Genomic DNA, 20,683 nt, shown 5'->3' with positions numbered 1-20,683 from the left:
TATTTCTATAAGGAAGTGTAAAATATGAATTTTAAAACTTTAAAAGCAAAGATACTTTTAGGTTTTGCAGTTATGATTATAATTATAACTGGAGTTGTTGGGTGGAGTATTTATAATTTTGAAACCCTGTCAAATGCAATTAATGATATTTTAGTTGAAAATTATAGAAGTATTAAAGCTAGTGATAGTATGGTAGAATCTATTGAAAGACAAGATAGTTCTTTACTTTTACTTTTGAGATCAAATGAAAAAAAAGGTAGAGAAATATTTAGAATTAATGAAAAAGAATTCTATAGTTGGTTAGCTAGAGCAGAAGATAATATAACTATAGCAGGTGAAGGAGAAATTTTAAATAAAATTAATACCAAATATTTTAAATTTATTTCTAATTTTGATGAATTTCATAATTCTAAAGAAGAAAAACGCTGGGAAATATATAATGAAAATTTACTTCCTTATTTTAATGAAATTAAAAATGATATTAGAGAATTAAGAGAACTTAATAGACAAGCGATGGTTGATGCTCAAAAAAATGCTAATAGTAGGGCTAATCAGGCAATAATTTATACTCTAGTTTTAGCTTCAACTGTAATCATTTTTTCTTTGATTTTTGTATTTTACTTAACAAAACAAATTTTAAAACCAATTAAAGAATTAGAAAAAGGAATTAAAGAAGTTGCAGATCGAAATTTTCAACAACATGTTGAAGTGGCATCTGAAGATGAGATTGGTTCTTTAGCAAATGAATTTAATGAGATGATTTCAAAATTAAAAGAATATGAAAAAATAAATATAAAGAAGTTACTAATGGAAAAAGAAAAATCAGAAGCAGTAGTTAATAATTTAAATAATCCTTTGATTGTGACTGATCATGATCATAAAATTGTTTTAATTAATGAAGTAGCAAAAAAGTTGTTCTCTCTTAATAAAGATATAATAAACACTCATTTTTTAGAAGTTATTCAAGCAGAAGAAATATTTGAATATATAAAAAATCCGGAAGAAAAAGAAAAAAATATTTTTAATTTCACAAAAGATGGAAAAGAAAAACATTATCGTATTTCTACTAACAAAGTAGTAGATGAGGATGAAGAATATCAGTTTACTGTTACTCTTTTAGAAGATATTACTAATTTAAAAGAGATTGATAATATGAAATCTGAATTCGTTTCCACTGTTTCACATGAATTTAGAACTCCTTTAACTTCGATGAATATGGGGTTAAGCATGGTAATTAATGAAGATACAGGAAAACTGAATGAAGAACAGAGAGAACTATTAGAAGCTGCTTATGAAGATGTTGAGAGGTTAACTGGATTAGTAAATGATCTGCTTGATTTATCAAAAATTGAATCTGGTAGAATTGAGATGGAATTTGATAAGGTTAATATTAATGAAATTGTAGAAAAAACCTTAGATCCATTTTATAAACAAGCAAAAGAAAAAGAGATAGCTTTAAATTTTAATAAGCAAGAGAATAATATTTTTGCTTGGGCTGATCCTACTAAAGTTAGTTGGGTTATTTCTAATTTAATTGGAAATGCACTTCGCTATGCAGATAATGGTGAAATAGAAATTAAGGCAGAGGTAAAAGGAAGAAGGGTTTTGGTCTCAGTAACTGACGATGGTCCTGGAATTCCAAAGGAATATCAATCAAAGATTTTTGATAAATTTGTAAGAGCTGGTAATGATAAAAATGAGAAAAGTGGTACAGGACTTGGTCTTGCTATTTCAAAGGAAATTATAACTGCTCATAATGGTAGAATCTGGGTGGAAAGTGAAGAAGGTAATGGTTCTACTTTCTCTTTTTATATTCCTCGCTTTGGTTATCAGGAGGGAAATAATGAATAAAATATTAGTAGTAGATGATGAAAAAAATATTAGACTAGTAGTTGGTAAGAGTCTTGAAAAATCAGGTTTTGATATTGTTTATGCCATTGATGGATTGGAAGCAGTTGAAAAAGCAAATGAATCTAATCCTGATTTAGTCTTACTTGATCTAAGATTACCAAAAATGAATGGTTTTTTAGTTTTAGAAGCACTTAAAAGTAATGCAGCAACAGAAGAGATCCCTGTAATTATATTATCTGCTTTATCAGAGGAAGATGATGTACAGAAGGCTATTTCTTTGGGGGCAGAAGACTTTTTAGTTAAACCAATCAGTCAAGGTGATCTATTGGCTTCAGTTGAAGAAGCTTTTTCAGAAAAGAATGAGGAAAATAAGAAGGAGGTTAATAATAATGAAGAATAAAGTATTAATTGTAGATGATGAAAAAAATATTCGTTTAACTTTAAAAACAGCTTTGAAAAAAGCTGGTTATCAAGTAGAAACCGCTGTGAATGGTGAAGATGGGTTAAGTATCTTAAAGGAAGAAGAAATTCCCGTTATTTTGCTTGATATGAAAATGCCAGGAATGGATGGAATTCAATTTTTAAAAGAAATTGCTAATGATAATTTTGAAACTAAGGTTATTATGATTACTGGTTATGGTAGTGTAGAAACAGCAGTTGAAACTTTAAAATTAGGTGCTGTTGATTATTTAAGAAAACCTTTTAAACCAGAAGAAATAATTGGAATAGTAGAAGATGTATTTGAACGTTATAAAGTTGAAAATAGTGGTGAGGAAGTAGAAAGTTTTGAGGAATATATAATGCTTGCTAAAAATTCTATTAATAAAAGAGATTTTACTCAAGCAAAGAAAATGCTACGGCAAGCAACTTCTTTAGACTCTCAAAAGCCAGAGCCTTTTAATCTTTTAGGAATTATTTATGAAATGCAGCATAAACAGGCAGAAGCTATGAAAATGTATAGAGCTGCTCTTGCTTTAAATCCAGCTTATAAACCAGCAAATGATAATATTGAAAGAGCTGGTGAGTCAATGGGATCTATTAATTTAGATAAGATTAACTTTGGAGATGATGAGGAGGAAAATTAAATGTTTATAGTAATTATTGGCTGTGGCAGGACTGGTTCTTTATTAGCTGGTAACCTATCTCGTTCAGGTCATGAAGTAGTTGTGATTGAAAATAATGCAGAATCTTTTTCTTTACTTCCAGTTGATTTTTCTGGTTTTCAAATTGAGGGAGATGCAGCTGAAAATGATATTTTAAAAGAGGGAAAAATAGAATCAGCTGATTTAGTAATTGTAAGTACTGGTAATGATCAAATAAATTATCTAGTTTCACAAATGGCAAAAATAAATTTTGATGTGCCTAGAATAATGGTTCGAACAATTGATCCAGCTGTAGAAAAAATGTATAAAAATGAAAATAAAGTTGAAAGTTTTTCTCAAATTTCTCTTTTAGCAGATAATATGATTAGTAAAATTGAGCAAGAAGGGATGAGTTTATAGTGGATATAATATTAGTTGGTGGAGGTAAATTAATTTATCACCTTGCCAAAAAACTTATTTCAAAAGGTCATTTTTTGACTATTATTAATAAAGATCAAAAATTAGCTGAAGATTTAGCAAGAAAAATTAATGCAACAGTTGTTTATGGTGATGCGACAAATAAATCTGTTTTAGAAGATGCTGGAGCTTATAAGGCTGATAATTTAGTTTCTTTGACTCAAAAAGACCATGATAACCTTTTTATTTGTAAAATGGCAATGGGATATTTTGGAGTTGAAAGAACAACTGCTTTAGTTAATAATCCAGAAAATGAAGAATTATTTAATAATTTAGGTATTACTGGTATTTTTAATATTACTGATTTAATTAGCTCTATAATCGAGCAGAGTGTAGTTTCAGAAGATGTTAGTAATTTGACTATGATTGAAGAGGGAAAATTAAGTATTTTCCAAGTTGAAGTTTCTCCCTTATCTGATGCTGTAGGCAAGGAGATTAAAGAAATTGATTTACCTTTAACTATAGTTTTAGGTGGTATAGTTCGTAATGGAGATATAACAATCCCTCGTGGTGGCTCTCAAGTTCAGGCTGGGGATAAAATAGTTATTATTTCTTTACCTGAAGAGCAGGCAGAGGCAATTAAAGTTTTTGGTGGTGAAGAATAACATGAAATATAAAAATTTAATTATTTCCCGTTATTTTTTAATTTCCAAATATATTGGAGTTATTATTATGTTTGCTGGAGCAGCTATTGCTTCACCACTTTTATTTTTAACAGCTTATCCAGAAGAGTCATTTTTAGCACCTCAATTTTTATTAGCAGCTGGACTTTCTGTATTAGTTGGTTTAGCTCTTTATAGTTATGGGAATAAACATCAAGAAGAAGATGTTGAGCTATCATTAAATGAAGGAAGTATAATAGTCATATTTTCTTGGCTTGGTGCTATTTTCTTTTCTGCTATTCCTTTTGTGACAATATTAGATATGAGTTGGTCACACTCCATTTTTGAAGTTGTAAGTGGTTGGACAACTACTGGTTTATCATTGGTAGATGTTACAAAAGCTCCGAAATTAATTTTAATTTGGCGGAGTATTATGCAATTTTTTGGTGGAGCTGGCTTAGCAGTAATTGCTTTATCATCTTTACTTCCAGTTCATGGAATGGGACTTTATATGGCAGAAGCTAGAAGTGATAAATTACTACCTCATGTTAAGAGATCAACAATGATGATTATGAAGATCTATACCTTTTATACAGTTGCTGGAATATTTTTGTATTATTTTTCTGGAATGCCAATGTTTGATTCAATTAATCACTCAATGGCTGCAATTTCTACTGGAGGATTTTCTACTCAACCAGATAGTATAGGCCATTATAATAGTCTTTCAATTGAAGTAGTTACTATAATTTTAATGTTTTTGGGTACAATTAACTTTGCTACTCATTATACATTGATTAAAGGTAAAATAAATACATTTTTTAAGAATGCAGAGATTCGTTTAATGATTACTTTATTTACTTTATTAACACCTATTTTAATGTTCTTTTCTTTAAATTCTCTCTATCCTAAGTTAGGTGAGAATTTTAGGATTACTTTTTTTCAAATTATTACAGCTTTATCTACAACTGGATTTTCTACAATTGCTTTTGCAGGTTGGCCTATATTTGCTAATTTTATTATAATTTTAATTATGCTTGTTGGTGGTGGAACAGGTTCAACTGCTGGTGGTATTAAGCAGTATAGAATTTATTTGATTTTCAAATCAATCTTTTGGGAAATTAAAGAACAGTTTTTACCTCGGAGAAGTGTGAGCAGTAATTATCTTTGGCGGGGAGAAAATAAGTTTTATGTCAAAGATCAACATATTAAAGATGTAGCAAATTATATAATCTTATATTTATTTACTTTTTTTGTTGGAGTAGCAATTCATACAGCTTATGGCTATTCTCTTTTAGATAGTATGTTTGAATTTGGTTCTGCTTTAGGAACAGTTGGGCTTTCAATTGGTCTGATTTCTCCAACTGCCCCAACAGGTATTATTTGGACTCAGACTATAGGTATGTTTTTAGGAAGATTAGAGTTTTTTATTATTCTTTATGCAGGAATTAAATTAGCTAAGGATGGAATATATATAGTAAAAAAATAGTATATTTTATTTTATAAATTAATCAAATAGAGTAAAATTAAATATAAAAAAAGAGTCAGTATTTTCTTCAAAGAAAAATACTGACTTTATAAAAATATTTTATTAAAAAACTGCCTCAGCTTTTATCTTAGCTGGCGCAGTTTTTTTATTCTTGCTTCAGTTGGTGGATGAGAGCTAAATAGTTTTGCCATTCCCTTACTAGAAAGTGGATTTAAAATAAACATATGGGCTGCTGCTTCATTGATTTGCATCTGCTGTCCTCTCTGGCTGTAAGTTTCCATTTTTTCTAAAGCACTTGCCAGTCCTTCTGGATTACCAGATATTTTGCCACCTGTTTCATCAGCAATATACTCTCTAGAGCGGGAAATTGCCATTTTAATTAAAATTGCTGCTAGCGGAGCAAAAATGATAGCAACTAATTGCAGCAGAGCTCCAGCTCCATTATTGTTGCGTCGGCCACCAAAAAGCATTCTAAATCTACCCATCCTGGCCAAAAAAGCTAAAGCTCCAGCCATTACAGCTGCCATGGTGCTGATCAGAGTATCTCTATTTTTAACATGAGCCAGTTCGTGGGCTATTACTCCCTCTAATTCATCTGCATTTAGCAATCTAATTAAGCCCTTAGTTACTGCTATTGCAGCATTCTCGGGGTTTCTACCAGTTGCAAAAGCATTTGGCTGATTTGATGGTGTCAGATAAATATCCGGCATAGGCAACTTAGCATTTTGGCTGAGTTTACGGACTATTTTATAAATTTCAGGAGCTTCACTTTCACTTAAAGGTTTTGATTTTGTCATTTTGATAGCAAGTTTGTCACTGTTCCAGTAGCTAATAAAATTAATTGCAAGTGCAAAAACAAAAGCCATCACAACTCCATTTTCACCAGCAATCATTCCTCCAAAGAACATAAATATAATTATTAAACTAAACATTAATAAAAATGTTTTTATGCGGTGCATTATTTGGCCTCCTTAATTAATAACTCTTTCTATTTTAATTTATCTTTATATTATAATTCTACATTATAATTATAATTGATACAAATTAAAATTTAATGAGAAATCTAATTATATCAAAATCTTTGATTTTTAAAATTGAAAGTTGATTATTCTCTAAATATCTCTGAGCAGCAGCTTGATACATAAAAGAAATTCCTTTATTTTGAGCAGCTAATTCTTTAATAACATTTAAATTACCAATTTCCATTGTAGAAGCAAAACTTTCTTTACTTAAATTATTTGTATATAAAATTTGCTCTAAAATATCTCTAGTACCTGAACCTTTTTCTCTTAAAATTAAATTACAATCAAGCAGATTTTCAAGTTTGATTGCTAGCTTAGCATATTTTGATTTAGGAGAACAAACTCCAATAAATTTTTCTTTACTAAAAAGTTGATAACCAAATTTAGACTTATCAAAAAAACCTTCAAGAATAGCAAAGTTTATTTTACCATTTTTTAATTTATTAAGCAGTGATTCTGTATTTTCCACTAACATATCTAAATTTATATTATTTTGAGTATTCATAACTCTATTTAGAAGTTCTGGCATTACAAATTCGCCAATGGAAAGAGTTGCTCCAAATTTAATGTTTTGAATACTTGATTTTTGGCTTATATTTTTCTTTACTTCTTTACTATCAGCAATCATTCTTTCTGTATAAGTATAAAGTTTTTTACCTGCTTTAGTAATTTTTAAGTTTTTTGCTTTATAATTAAATAATTTAACTTTATAGTAATCTTCTAAATATTTAATATGCTGAGTTACAGTTGGTTGAGTAATATGTAATTTTTTAGCTGTTTTTGTATAATTTTTTATTTGGCAGAGATGTAAAAAAGTATGATGTCTAAAGTCTATCATTTTTTCCCTCCTTTAGTATTTTAAGCTAAAATGAATAACTATAATTTAAAATTATAGATTAATAAATTATTATAATTTTATTTTATCTATATTTTATTATAAAATCAAGAAAGAAATTATAAGGAGGAGATAAGATGATAAAGATCAAAGATTATTTAGCAGGTGTTATGCTGACAATAGTACTGGCTTTAGCTGCTAAAGCAATAAGTACTTACATACCAATGCATCTTATTAGTGCTGGGGTTTTTGCTCTTATTTTAGGAATGTTATTAAATCCTATTATTAGAGAAATTTCTATATTTAATTTAGGAATTAATTTTGTATCTAAGAAAATTTTAAAAACCTCAATTGTTCTAATGGGTCTAACTTTAAGTTTTTCTCAAGTTTTATCAGTTGGAGGCTATTCATTAATAGTAATGAGTTTTACTTTAATGACAGCTTTTGGTGGAGGTTATTTAGTGGGACGTTTATTTAATATGAACTGGAAATTATCAAGTTTAATTTCTGCTGGAACAGGAGTTTGTGGAGGTTCTGCAATTGCAGCTATGGCTCCTACAATTGAAGCTAAAAATAGTGATATAGCTTATGCTATTTCCGCTACTTTTATTTTTGATGTTTTAATGGTAATTCTTTTTCCTTTAGCAGGTAAATACTTTGGAATGAGTGATTTAGGTTTTGGACTTTGGGCAGGAACAGCAGTTAATGATACATCATCAGTTGTAGCTGCAGGTTATGCTTTTTCTGATGCAGCTGGTGCTTTTGCAGTAATAGTTAAATTAACAAGAACTCTTTCGATAATTCCAATTGTAATGATTTTTTCATTTATAAATGCTAAAGAAAATAAGAAACTGGGAATAGAAGTAAATAATGAGAGTGAAAAAGTGAAAGTCAGAGATATTTTTCCTTATTTTATTTTATTATTTTTAGTAATGGTGGCTATAAAAAGCACAGGTCTGATTTCAGTTGAATTAAGTCATAATATTTCTGTTATTTCTAAGTTTATGATGGTTATGGCCTTAGGTTCTATTGGTTTAACAACTAATTTTAGTGAAGTATCTGATTCGGGTATCAAACCATTATTTCATGGTTTTATAATTTCTTCTTTAGTTGTTATAGTCTCATTTACAGTGCAATTATTTATTGGTCAGCTATAATATTTTTATTTTACTAACTCTTATGTTAAACTATAATTTAAATAGTAGAAACTAATATTTTATTAAGCAAAGTTTAATTAATAGGAGTGATTATTAAATAATGGAAAATATTAAATTTAAAGCACTTGAAGTTCGTGAAGTAGATGGTGAATTTAAAAGAGAGATTATAAAAAAAGAAATCAATGATCTACCTCAAGGAGAGTTGATCGTTGAAGTTAAATATTCTTCTTTAAATTATAAAGATGCTCTTTCTGCTTCAGGTAATAGAGGTGTTACTAAAAAATATCCTCATACCCCAGGTATTGATGCAGCTGGAGTAGTTGTAGAAGATGAGAGCGGTAAATATCAAAAAGGTGATAAAGTAATTGTTACAGGGCATGATTTTGGAATGAATACTGCTGGTGGTTTTGAAAAGTATATTAGAGTTCCCAGTCAATGGGCAGTAAGATTACCTGCTAATTTAAGTTTAAAAGAAAGTATGATTTATGGAACTGCTGGTTTTACAGCAGCTCTCTCAATTTATAAACTTTTGGCAAAAGATAAAAGTAAAGAAGATATTTTAGTTACTGGAGCTTCTGGTGGAGTCGGTAGTTTTGCCTGTGCAATTTTGGCTAAATTAGGTTATAAGGTAACTGCAGTTACTGGAAAAACTGGAGCTAGATATTATTTTAATAATTTAGGAGTAAAAAATATTATTTCGAGGAAAAAAGCAGCTGATAATTCTAGTAAAATGTTATTAGAAAAAAAATGGGATGGAGTTATTGATACAGTTGGTGGAAATATTTTATCTACTGCTATTAAATCAACTAAATATGGCGGAATAGTAACTTGTTGTGGAAATGCAGCTTCTGCTAATTTAGATCTGAATGTATATCCTTTTATTCTAAGAGGAGTAAGTTTAATTGGAATTGATTCTGTTAAGTGTTCACAAGCATTAAAGCAAAAATTATGGAAAAAAATTGCTTCTGAATGGAAATTAGAGCAAATTGATGAATTTTCTCAAGAAATAAGATTAGAAGATTTAAATAAACAGATTGATAAAATGTTAGCAGGTAATGCTAAAGGTAGATTTGTTGTTAAATTATAGTTAAAAAATAAATTAATAATTAAAACCTGATTAACTTATAGTTGATTGGGTTTTTTATTTTCTTTTTAGCTAAAAATTATTTTATTTAAAAGCATCTGGTAGAAAAACAGCTCTTACTTGTCTTATTAGAAATTAAATGTTAAAATTTTATCAGAAAGTAGAGAAATAATTACTAAATTTTAAGATATAGGAAGGTGCCAAAATGAAAGATAATTTTATTAATGATTTAAAAAAGACTGAAAAAGAAGGAATAAAAAAATTGTTAGATTATTTAGAAGAAATTGATTTTTATAAAAAACCAGCTAGTATTAGACATCATTTAAATGTAACTGGAGGTTTATTAGAGCATACTGAAAATGTTAAAAGAGAATATTTAAAACTTAACCAAGAAATAAATGCTGGTATAGCTTGGGAAAATATAATCATTCAAGCTTCTTTACATGATTTAGAAAAATGTTTTGCTTATACTTCAGAAATGCAGCATACAATTACCCCAGGTCAAAATAATTTTTTGAGAAGCTTAGTTCGAGATAATATGGATTTGTATAATACCTATGGTTTAGATAAATATGTTGAAGACAAAGAATTTATTATTTCAAAGGAGTATGCAAGTGATTTAATTAAGTGGTTTAAAGATGGCAGAAATATTGCTCCACCAGATGTTAGAAGTGATTGGAATTATAATGAAAATAATTTACCTTTAAATCATTCAATGCGCTCAATTATAGAGTCTACAAAGTTTATTGAACTAGAAGAAAGAGATATTCTGGCAATAACTTACCATATGGGACCTTATGGCCCTTTTGATGAAAGAAAGAGGTCTAAAGCTGAAGAACTTTACCCTGATGTTAGATTACTTCATTTGGCTGATTCTATAGCAACTAAGAAAGAAGATATTGCTGAGGATTTGAAATCAAATAGTTAGAATTAGTTTTAGAAAATTAAAAATTGACTAAAAAAAGACTGTTTTTAAGTAAATAAATAACAATAATTGTAGAAATTTAAAAGGTCTTTTTTAAGCAAAAATATTGTTAAAAAATTAATTTTATTAATTTCCAAATAACCCTTTACAAGCACACCTCACAGATGTATAATTATTGACGATAAAAATGATTAACAATAATTTTATAACTAGAGGTGTTAAAGGTGGATGATGATCAAAAGGGTATAATTTATATGATTATGTCTTCAGTTTTTTTCGCATTAATGGCAGTGACAGTAAAGTTTTTAGGAGAATTTCCTTTAGCAGAAAAAATATTTTTTAGAAATTTAGTTGGTATATTTTTCGGACTATTTTTGGTAATTAAAAATAATAAGAGTGTTAAAACAAATAATCTAAAAATAGTGCTAATTAGAAATTTAGCGGGGTTTATTGCAATAGCTACTTATTTTTACGCTATTTCTCAAATGAAAATGGCAGATGCAGTTATTTTAAATAAAACATCACCGTTTTTTGTGATTATCTTGGCCTCAATATTTTTAAATGAAAAATTAAAGAAAGTCCATCTATTTTCTTTACTGTTTGCGATTACTGGTGCTCTTTTTGTAATTAAACCGAGTTTTAATTCAAGTATAATTCCTGCTTTGATTGCATTGAGTGCTGGAGTATTATCTGGCATATCTTATACCCTTTTAAGACATTTAAGAAAGACTGAGTCATCAGAGACAATAGTTCTGTCGTTTTGTACTTTTTCTACTTTAGCTTCACTTCCTTTTTTGTTAACAGGTAATTTTGTTATACCAAGTTTACATGAAATCATTGCCTTATTTTCTTTAGGAATTTTTGCAGTTCTTGGCCAATTTTTTATAACTCAGGCCTATCGTTTTGCTGAAGCAGGAGAAGTTTCTATATATGCTTATACTAATATTGTTTTTTCAGCAATATTTGGTATCGTTTTATTTAATGAAATGCCAGATGCTTTAAGCTTTTTTGGTGGAGCTTTAATAATTAGTGCAGCTTTTATTAACTACTTTGGAACCAAAAAAGTTAAAAAAGAAGAAAAAGAAAAACTCAAAAGAAGAAAAGCAAAATCAGCTTAAATTAATTACTTTTTAATTTCAATTTCAAATTTAAATTTGTAAATAGCTGAAATTTAAAAGCTACATTTAGAATCTCTTAATTGAGATCTAGAAGTAGCTTTTTTTTTTGTTTAATAAAGGAAAAGCAATTATTTTATTGAATTACTAATACAGAGATATATTGTTAATATTAATGAAATAACCGACGTGAAGATCAAGCTTTTTAGGTTTTAATGAAATTAAATTCACAAAGAGATAAGTTATACGAAATAATAACTGAACATCGGCAAATAAGAGAAAGAGATAAAAGAAGGGTTGGATCATCGCTAACTGGCATGAACTAACTCCTGCAAATGAAGGAAATAATTATTGTAAGTCTCCAGCGGCGTTAACAATGGACTTGGGCAATTATAATTTACAAAAATTATTTACATATAGCAGAAAATAAATTAGTCACTGATTGATCTTCACGCACTTCGTGAAGATTTAATATAGTACATGGTTGATGAACTTTTTTGCTGGTTAAGGAAGAATATTGATATTTAATTAAGTTGAAGCAAAGAGAAACTTTTTACGCAGCAAGTTATTACATCGTATAACATGAGATTAGCGCCATGCCTTCTGTCATAAAGCTTGCAGGCTGACCAATCACGGATACGCAAAAGCAAGCTTTACGCCAGTTCCTGATGGAAACAGGCACGAGCGCAAATCCCAGGAACGTTATCTGAAATTCGGCTATAACTTAGTGTTTTATGGAGGAATAAAACATGAGCAGTTTAACTTTAAAAAAATGTAAAAAAATTAAAGAATTGATACAAGAATTTCGTGATTTTAAACTAGTAAGCCCAAGTTCTGATCCAGATAAAAAAACTTCTGTAATATATTCTTATAAAGGCTTAGTTAAAAATATTTTTTATTTTAAAGACTATATTGGAGCTGTATTTTTAAAAAATAAAATGGATGAAATTAATCTTGATTTTAACGATATTCATAGTGTTTATGAAGTTCATACTGAAATTACTCCAATCATTGATGATCTTGAAGAATATATTAAAAAAGTTGAGAAAAGATTAAAAAATAATAAAGATATCGAAGAACCTAAGTTATCTAATCTTAAACGATTAGAAATCATTTCAGATATTGCTATTACTCTACAACAAAGATAAATGTATTTCTAGGTGGATATGGATTAGATTTTGATAAAAAAGAAGTAACAGATAGTAAAAGAGTTTATGTAGAGGAGATATTATTTAACGTAAAAGAAGAAATTATAATTGATATAGATAAAGAATTAGATATTAAAATAATTGAAATTAATGATGTAAAAGCAGAAAAAATTAGTGAATTAAATTCAAACTATATTAATGATCAAATAAAAAAATGTAAAAGTAAACTTCAAAATGAAGATTATGATGGTGCAATCACAAATGCTAGATCTCTTGTAGAAAGTGTTTGCTATTATATTTTAGATGATAGTAACACTGAATTTTCTGAAGATGGTAATTTAATTAAACTATATAAAAGAGTTAGTGAAGTATTAAAAATGGATCCTAGCATTTATAATGAAGACTTTTTAAAACAAATAAGTTCTGGTTTTTTTACAATAATAAATGGGTTAGCAAGTTTAAGAAATGAATTAAGTGATGCTCATGGTAAATCAGAAAGAAAGAGTTATAAGCCAGACTATAGGCATGCTATTTTGGCTGTGAATAGTGCAAAAACTATTTCAGAATTTCTTTATAGTAGTTGGGAAAGTAGAGAAATATAGATCAAAAGAGTGCCGAACTTCAGATAACATGGGATTGGCGTCATGCCTTCTGTCATAAAGCTTGCAATATTAGGCAGCAAGAAATATTGAAGCAAGCTTTACGCCAGTTCCTGCGGAATCAGGCACGAGCGCAAATCCCAGGGACGTTATGTGAAATCTAGCTAATTGCATATGAATCATTTAAGGAGGAATTATAATATGCACAATATTCCAGATAATATAATGAAGCAAATTACAAAGGCGATGAAACGTCCAGAAGGAACACTTGAATTTAAATTTACATGCGAAGAATTATTTAATCCTAATGTTTCAAAGATTAAGATTTTTGAAGTAGTAACTGGAGCTCAAATATTTATTTTAGAAAGAGATAAAAATATGACTATTAACTTTTATCATTCTTCTCCTGGAACGAGTACTAGAGTTGCAACAATAAATTTAGAAAATATTCCCGAGACCAATAAAATGTCTTATGCTATTACTTGGAATGAGAGAAAAATTAATTTATATGTACATCCATTGGTTGAAGGATATGAATTAATAAAGAGTGAAGGAAATGTAGCTAATAAAAGTTTTCAAGTTGATAGAAATGGTAATATAATTCAGCTAGGAGATGAAGGGGTAGAAATTATGCAACCCCAAATTATTGTGGGAGGTGAAAAGATATTGGACCCGACCGCTATAAATTCTTGGCAAGATACATTAAGAGCTATAGATATTTTAAAAACCGGAAAATCAGATGAAGGATATATCTATGAAGTAGTAGTATGTAATTTTATTATTTCTTCTTTAGTAACAGGATTTGAAACTTATAGTAAAAAAAGATTTATTGAATTAGAAAAGGAAGGAATTAACCCAAATATAGATGAACTTATTGATAGAATATTTTCTTCATATGAAAAAAATGAAATAGATTTGCCAAATAAACTTAAAGAAAAAGCAGAGGAAAAAGGTGTGTCACATCTTGAAATGATTGCACAAGAAAAAATCAATTTTCAAAATTTTGATGAATGCAAAAGAGCATTTAATAAAGCATATAACTTAATATTTGGTGATATTATTGAAGATACTAATAAAATAAATGAATTAAGACAGTTTATTAAATATCGACACAGAATTGTTCATGTTTCTCCATTAGAAACTATTTTAAATAATAATAATCCTTCAGAAGATCCTATCTTTTCTAATGAAGATTTGGCGTCTGAAGCTATAAATGTTTTTTCGTATATGATAAATCAAATACATAATGCCAGTCTTAAATTAAGAAATGAGGACAATAGTTAGTCAAGTTAAGGCTAGACTTCACATAACATGGGATTGGCTTCATGCCTTCTGTCATAAAGCTTGCAGTTTAACCAATAACGGATATGAAAAAGCAAGCTTTACGCCAGTTCCTGGTAGAACCAGGCACGAGCGCAAATCCCAGTAACGTTATACGCAATAGCACAGCAAGAGCTTCTTTTACATAAACACTAACTGAATCTGGGGGATAATATGCAGAAAATAACCAAGAACTTTGTTAAAAAATCTTTTGAAAAGGCTATAGAAAACTATAGTAATGCCATTGAAAATATTGGATTATGGGAATCAGAGAAATATGTAATCAATAAGTATTTTGATAAGAATAAATCAATATTAGATGTTGGTTGTGGAGCCGGAAGAACAACATTTAACCTTTATGAAATCGGCTATAAAAACATCATTGGTTTAGATTTAACTCCGGAAATGATATCTGCAGCTAAAACAATAAATAAAGAAAAAAAACTGAAATTGAATTTATAGTTGGAGATGCAACTGACTTAAACTTTGAAGATAATTCTTTTGATCAAGCACTGTTCTCATTTAATGGATTGATGCAGATACCAGAGAGAAAAAATAGAATTAAAGCATTAAAAGAAATAAAAAGAGTTTTGACCGAAAATGGTATTTTTATTTTTACAACTCATGATCGCGAAAATAACGAGAACTTTAAGGAGTTCTGGAAAAAAGAAGAAAAGATCTGGAAAGAAGGCAAACAGGATAAAAGAACTTATGAATATGGAGATAAGATCCTGCCATCGGATAATGATGATAGAGATTTATTTATACATTTTCCAAACCGAGAAGAGATAATAGAATGTTTAGAAGAAACAGGCTGGAAGCTAATAGAAGATTTTTATAGAGAAGATCTATTTAAAGAGAATAAAGAAGTTAAAGAATTTTCAACTGAGTGCCGATTCTGGATAGTACAAAAGTAACGTTGTGCTACAGCGTATAACATGGGATTGTCGTCATGCCTTCTGTCATAAAGCTTGCAGGCTAACTAATAACGGATACGAAAAAGCAAGCTTTACGCCAGTTCCTGACGGAACCAGGCACGAGCGCAAATCCCAGTAACGTTAGACGAAATGATTTTGAAATTTATAGACATAAACATGGAGGAAATAATTATGAATATTTTTATTGACACTACTTTACTTTATACTGATCCTTTTTTAAAGAATAATTATAATAGAAATCTATTGCAATTAGTTGATGGTTTGAATGGTAAAATATTTATATCAAAAGTAGTATTAGAAGAATCCAAAGAAAACCTTAAAAAAAATTTAGAAAAAGCTCAAAATAATCTCTTGAAAGATATAAGAGAATTTAATAAATATTCTAATTCTAAAATTGATATAAAAAATGATTTAAAAAGTATAGATCAACATGTTAAAGATTTCGAAAATTATTATAAAAATTTAGAAAGTAGAGATTTGGTTAAAATTGTTGATTATAAAAATTCTTATTTACCTGAAGTAGTTAAAAGAGCTATACAAAGAAAAAAACCTTTTGCCCCTGGAAATAAACAAGAATTTAGAGATTGTTTAATTTGGTTATCATATTCTGAAATAGCAGAAAGAGATAATTTAGATAATTGTTTTTTTATAACCAATAATGTTTCTGATTTTTATGATAGTGATAATGAATCATTACATCCAGAATTAAGAAAAGACTCAAGTAAATTTACTTTATATAAAATTTCTAAATACCTTATTCAAAACGAAGAAGATTTGATTTCAAAAATGAAAAATAAAAGATTAAAAGAATTATTTAATGAAATTATATTTACAGATAAAGAATTAGCAAAGCTTTTAAATGATCAAAAGAAATCTTATAAATCAGAACTATTTGATTATATAATAAAAATTAGTTCTTCATTATTTGATATGTCAGTTTATAAATATGAAGATACAGTTATAACATTAGATAATGTAATAATTAAAGATATTAATAATTGGGAAAAAGATTTAATAGGAAACGAAATAATAGTTTCTTGTAATTTTATAACTGAATGTTGGATAAGCAAGAATATGTTTAAAGAACGTGACGATGGATCTGTTGCTAATGCTCAAACAGGAAAAATTAAGAATATAGAATTAACAGTTTCTTTTTCTGCAAACATTAAAGGAAGATATGAAAATTTTGAGACAGATAACATTTCAATAATTTCTTAAATAATCACTTCGTCTAACATGGGATTGGCGTCATGACTTCTGTCATAAAGCTTGCAATTTAACCTGGATCGGGTATGAAAAAGCAAGCTTTACGCCAGTTCCTGACGGAACCAGTCACGAGCGCAAATCCCAGGGACGTTATCTGACATTATGACAATGTCACTGCAGCTAATAAGACCAAGAGAAGGGTTTTTGGTCATCGGTGGATGATATTTTTAAGCTTTCTTCGGGGAAGATAAATAGAAACTGCAGAGTTTTTATCTCAGCCTGGTGCTCTGAGGAAGATCATGATCAATCTTATGATAGGTTATAGCATTATCTTCAAAACTTCCGACTGATGGTTAAGGTTTTTTGCGGGAAGCCCGTGGCAAAAAAGAAGATAGAGGTTCGGAGTTTGAAGATAAATGATAAGCAGTAGAGTCGATATTGTCATAACAGACAGATAACATGGGATTAACGGCATGCCCTCTGGCACAAAGTCAGCACTTAAACAATTGTGGATATGATAGCTAACTTTGCTCCAGGTCTGTGGACACCGGGCACACCGCGAATCCCAGAATCGTTATATGCAATAATAACTAAAAATCGGCTAAAAAGATAAAAGATAAGGTTTGGATATCGCTAACTATAATTCATTAACTTTCTCCATTAAGGAAATATTAAGTAATATTTTTTAGTAGATGTTAACAATAAATTTGGGAAATTACTATTTACAAAGGTTTTTACATATAGCAAAAAGTAAATTAGTCACTGTTAGATCTTCACGAACTTCATGAAGAATTAATATAGTAAAGGGTTAATGAACTTTTTGAGCTGGTTAAGAATTAATATCAGAATTCAGTAAGTTGAAGTTGAGTACAAATTTTAATGAGGCAAGTTATTACAGCACATAACAGAGCATTAGCGCTAACTGGGTATGATATGTGGCTGTGAAATATCCGTGCCCTTCGGGACATGGCTTTTGTCACATCTCTTGCAGCAATTCAAGTCAAAAATGCAGATGAATAGCAAGAGATGCGCCAACCTAAAGAACAGGACAGCCACGTCGCAAATGCTCGGGACGTTATCCGACATTTTGAGGAGGTTTGCAATGAAAAATATTTTAAAAAAAGTTAATGATTTTATTGATGAAAACTTAAAAAAGGAAAATGATATACCTGAAAAAGTTAAAGAAGGTCTTACATATTATCATAATGAAGAAGATCCTGAAAAAAATTTAGTTTCTACTCCACCTGATGATGAAGAAATAAGTATGAAAAGTATTTGGATTTATGAAGCATATACACCAAATTACATAGAAAATTTAATAAATGGGATAAAAAGTAACAAAATAGATGTTTTTTATAATAAGTCTAATCAAAAAGATTTAATTAATATAATAAGAAATAGCAGACAGGGGTCTTCAACTAGATGGATAAATATAGGTTTACTAGTACCTTTTAATAATGATCAACCACATACTTGTTCTATGGAATTGCCTGATGGTATTTCAAAAATTTATCTAAAAATACATCAATATATCCCTAGCATTACTGTTTTATCTTATCAATTCGTATTAGATGATAATGAAGAAACAAGACTTCAAAAATCAATCTCAGAGAATTATAAAACTTATATCAAAAAAAGAAATAAAACATATCAGTACGTAACTCCTATTAACCAAAAAAAGAAAAAAGTTAAAGATATTAAAAGAGAAATACATAATAAGTGTTTTAATTGGATAAAAATTAATTTTCCTGGAATGTTTTCTGAAATTAATTACGATTTACCTACATGTGATTTTATAACTTTAACTAAGGAAGAGCCATTTAATGACAAGAAATTTGATTATGGAAATTATTTAAATATATTAGATTTAGATGTTAATAGTAATTCATGGGTATGCAATGAATTGCCTGGCTTATATCTTAAATTATTACCAGATAAAAATAATATCAATTCAAATATTATGCTAACAGGAAATGTTAAAAATCTTTTTTCTTCAATAGAAAATATACGTTTTTATGGTGGCAAAAATAAATTTGGCCTTACAAATTACTTAAGATATATAGATCACACATTAATAATATGGGTATTTTATACTTTATTAAATACATATAAATATCATTTATCAAAACTGAGAGATGAAATAGCAAAAGTTAATTTTCTAGATAGTTCAATTGCAATTGAAAAAATAAAAAATATTAAAAAAGATTTTATTAAATTAGAAAGCAACATACCATATTTTATAAAAGAATTTGAGCGGTATAAAAAGATAGATACTATTCCCTTTGAAGATGATATTTTTGAATTTATTCCTAACTGGGATCATCAAAAAAATAATGAAGATAATTTATTTAAAGATATATTTAATTTAATAATTGATAACTTAGCATTGCTGGAAAATCAATATATAAATGTTAAAAAATCTTTATATTCGAATTCTAATTTAATATCAGCAATAATTAGTGATAAGCTATCAAAAAGAAATATGTGGATTCAAATTTCAATGATGAGTATGACAGCAATAATGCTAATATTAACAGCTATTATGTTATACGAAAGTCTACAAAACGTCGGATAACATGAGATTGGCGTCATGCCTTCTGTCATAAAGCTTGCAGATTAACCAATCACGGATATGGAAAAGCAAGCTTTACGCCAGTTCCTACGGAACCAGGCACGAGCGCAAATCCCAGGAACGTTATGTGCAATACTAACTTAAATATCGGCAAATAAGGGAAAAAGATAAGAGAAAGGTTGGGGCACCGCTAACTGAGATATATTAACTCCTGCAAATGAAGTAAATAATAACTGCAGGTCTCCAGTGGCTTTAACAATGAACTTGAAGGATTATAATCCACAAAGATATCTACATATATCAGAAGGTAAATTAGTCACTGTTTGATCTTCACGCACTTCGTGAAGACTTAATATAGTACATAATTTACGAAGTACTTGCTGGTTAAGAGGTAATATCAGTGATTAGCCGGTTGAAGAAAAATTAAACTTTTTTAGCGCAGCTAAGTTAGTACAGCACATAACATGGGATTGGCGCCATGCCTTCTGTCATAAAGCTTGCAGGTTAACCAATAACGGATATGAAAACGCAAGCTTTACGCCAGTTCCTGGCGGAAACAGGCACGAGCGCAAAATCCCAGTAACGTTATACGCAATAATGATTAAACATCAGCAAATAAGAGAAAAAGATAAGAGAAGGGTTGGATCATCGCTAACTGGCATGAACTAACTCCTGCAAATGAAGAAAATAATAATTGCAGGTTTCAAGTGGCTTTAACAATGAACTTGGAGAATTATAATTTACAAAATTATTTACATATATCAGAAAGAAAATTAGTCACTGTTCAATCTTCACGCACTTCGTGAAGATGTAATATAGTACAGAATTTATGAACTTTTTTGCTGGGTAAGAGTTAATATCAAAAGTCAGTAAGTTGAAGAAGGGAATAACTTTTACGCAGCAAATCATTACAGCGTATAACATGGGATTGGCGTCATGACTTCTGTCATAAAGCTTGCAATTTAACCTGGATCGGGTATGAAAAAGCAAGCTTTACGCCAGTTCCTGACGGAACCAGTCACGAGCGCAAATCCCAGGGACGTTATCTGACATTATGACAATGTCACTGCAGCTAATAAGACCAAGAGAAGGGTTTTTGGTCATCGGTGGATGATATTTTTAAGCTTTCTTCGGGGAAGATAAATAGAAACTGCAGAGTTTTTATCTCAGCCTGGTGCTCTGAGGAAGATCATGATCAATCTTATGATAGGTTATAGCATTATCTTCAAAACTTCCGACTGATGGTTAAGGTTTTTTGCGGGAA

General features: G+C 29.1%; 17 protein-coding genes and 1 pseudogene. 16 read left to right on the top strand and 2 right to left on the bottom strand.

All coding sequences use genetic code 11. The features are described 5' to 3' along the window. Positions 1-24: 24 nt before the first annotated feature. Genes HPRAE_RS07185 through HPRAE_RS07160 form a run of 6 tightly spaced genes read left to right on the top strand, consistent with a single transcriptional unit; the run spans position 25 to position 5,498 of the window. Positions 25-1,851, top strand: coding sequence for a HAMP domain-containing sensor histidine kinase (locus tag HPRAE_RS07185; protein WP_014553555.1), 1,827 nt, complete (start codon positions 25-27; stop codon positions 1,849-1,851). After that, positions 1,844-2,251: a response regulator gene (locus tag HPRAE_RS07180; RefSeq protein ID WP_014553554.1), complete on the top strand. Its 408-nt coding sequence runs from the start codon at positions 1,844-1,846 to the stop codon at positions 2,249-2,251. Before HPRAE_RS07185 ends, HPRAE_RS07180 begins: the two co-directional genes overlap by 8 nt. Beyond that, on the top strand, positions 2,241-2,936 hold the full coding sequence (locus tag HPRAE_RS07175; RefSeq protein ID WP_014553553.1) for a response regulator: 696 nt from the start codon (positions 2,241-2,243) through the stop codon (positions 2,934-2,936). The genes HPRAE_RS07180 and HPRAE_RS07175 overlap by 11 nt, the downstream gene beginning before the upstream one ends. Then, the gene (locus HPRAE_RS07170) at positions 2,937-3,353 is read left to right on the top strand and encodes a potassium channel family protein (protein ID WP_014553552.1); all 417 of its coding nucleotides are present in this window, start codon (positions 2,937-2,939) and stop codon (positions 3,351-3,353) included. Continuing rightward, positions 3,353-4,015, top strand: coding sequence for a potassium channel family protein (locus HPRAE_RS07165; protein WP_014553551.1), 663 nt, complete (start codon positions 3,353-3,355; stop codon positions 4,013-4,015). Before HPRAE_RS07170 ends, HPRAE_RS07165 begins: the two co-directional genes overlap by 1 nt. A 1-nt stretch (position 4,016) precedes the next feature. Then, positions 4,017-5,498 (top strand): TrkH family potassium uptake protein, encoded by a 1,482-nt coding sequence (locus HPRAE_RS07160; protein ID WP_014553550.1) that lies wholly within the window; start codon positions 4,017-4,019, stop codon positions 5,496-5,498. Positions 5,499-5,620: 122 nt separating this feature from the next. On the opposite strand, the gene HPRAE_RS07155 is transcribed toward HPRAE_RS07160, so the two are convergent. Both HPRAE_RS07155 and HPRAE_RS07150 read right to left on the bottom strand, forming a co-directional pair. Beyond that, the gene (locus HPRAE_RS07155) at positions 5,621-6,457 is read right to left on the bottom strand and encodes a zinc metalloprotease HtpX (RefSeq protein ID WP_014553549.1); all 837 of its coding nucleotides are present in this window, start codon (positions 6,455-6,457) and stop codon (positions 5,621-5,623) included. Between the two features lie 85 nt (positions 6,458-6,542). Next, positions 6,543-7,358: a LysR family transcriptional regulator gene (locus HPRAE_RS07150; RefSeq protein WP_014553548.1), complete on the bottom strand. Its 816-nt coding sequence runs from the start codon at positions 7,356-7,358 to the stop codon at positions 6,543-6,545. Between the two features lie 134 nt (positions 7,359-7,492). Between HPRAE_RS07150 and HPRAE_RS07145 the strand changes: the two genes are divergently transcribed. The 10 genes and pseudogenes from HPRAE_RS07145 (at position 7,493) to HPRAE_RS07100 (ending at position 19,422) form a co-directional block, all read left to right on the top strand. Beyond that, a complete protein-coding gene (locus HPRAE_RS07145) occupies positions 7,493-8,512 on the top strand; it encodes a YeiH family protein (protein ID WP_014553547.1) in 1,020 nt (339 codons plus the stop codon). Between the two features lie 100 nt (positions 8,513-8,612). Continuing rightward, positions 8,613-9,599 (top strand): YhdH/YhfP family quinone oxidoreductase, encoded by a 987-nt coding sequence (locus HPRAE_RS07140; RefSeq protein ID WP_014553546.1) that lies wholly within the window; start codon positions 8,613-8,615, stop codon positions 9,597-9,599. A gap of 202 nt (positions 9,600-9,801) precedes the next feature. Continuing rightward, complete coding sequence (locus HPRAE_RS07135; protein ID WP_014553545.1) at positions 9,802-10,524, top strand: hypothetical protein; 723 nt, start codon at positions 9,802-9,804, stop codon at positions 10,522-10,524. Positions 10,525-10,745: 221 nt separating this feature from the next. Further along, entirely contained in the window at positions 10,746-11,639 is an 894-nt protein-coding gene (locus HPRAE_RS07130; RefSeq protein WP_014553544.1) for a DMT family transporter, read from the top strand. A 746-nt stretch (positions 11,640-12,385) separates the two neighbouring features. After that, positions 12,386-12,784: a hypothetical protein gene (locus tag HPRAE_RS07125; protein WP_014553543.1), complete on the top strand. Its 399-nt coding sequence runs from the start codon at positions 12,386-12,388 to the stop codon at positions 12,782-12,784. After that, entirely contained in the window at positions 12,739-13,386 is a 648-nt protein-coding gene (locus tag HPRAE_RS11335; protein ID WP_342626766.1) for an abortive infection family protein, read from the top strand. Before HPRAE_RS07125 ends, HPRAE_RS11335 begins: the two co-directional genes overlap by 46 nt. 198 nt (positions 13,387-13,584) lie before the next feature. Further along, positions 13,585-14,667, top strand: coding sequence for a hypothetical protein (locus HPRAE_RS07115; RefSeq protein ID WP_014553542.1), 1,083 nt, complete (start codon positions 13,585-13,587; stop codon positions 14,665-14,667). 210 nt (positions 14,668-14,877) lie between these two features. Continuing rightward, a pseudogene (locus HPRAE_RS11055) lies at positions 14,878-15,620 on the top strand (class I SAM-dependent methyltransferase). A gap of 192 nt (positions 15,621-15,812) precedes the next feature. Beyond that, positions 15,813-16,859: a PIN domain-containing protein gene (locus HPRAE_RS07105; RefSeq protein WP_014553541.1), complete on the top strand. Its 1,047-nt coding sequence runs from the start codon at positions 15,813-15,815 to the stop codon at positions 16,857-16,859. 1,090 nt (positions 16,860-17,949) lie between these two features. Then, positions 17,950-19,422, top strand: coding sequence for a hypothetical protein (locus tag HPRAE_RS07100; protein ID WP_014553540.1), 1,473 nt, complete (start codon positions 17,950-17,952; stop codon positions 19,420-19,422). Positions 19,423-20,683 lie beyond the last annotated feature (1,261 nt).

The sequence above is a fragment of the Halanaerobium praevalens DSM 2228 genome (genome assembly GCF_000165465.1).
Classification (GTDB): domain Bacteria; phylum Bacillota; class Halanaerobiia; order Halanaerobiales; family Halanaerobiaceae; genus Halanaerobium; species Halanaerobium praevalens.
Note: the sequence above shows the minus strand (reverse complement) of the source record. Positions and strands in the feature narration are given on the sequence as shown.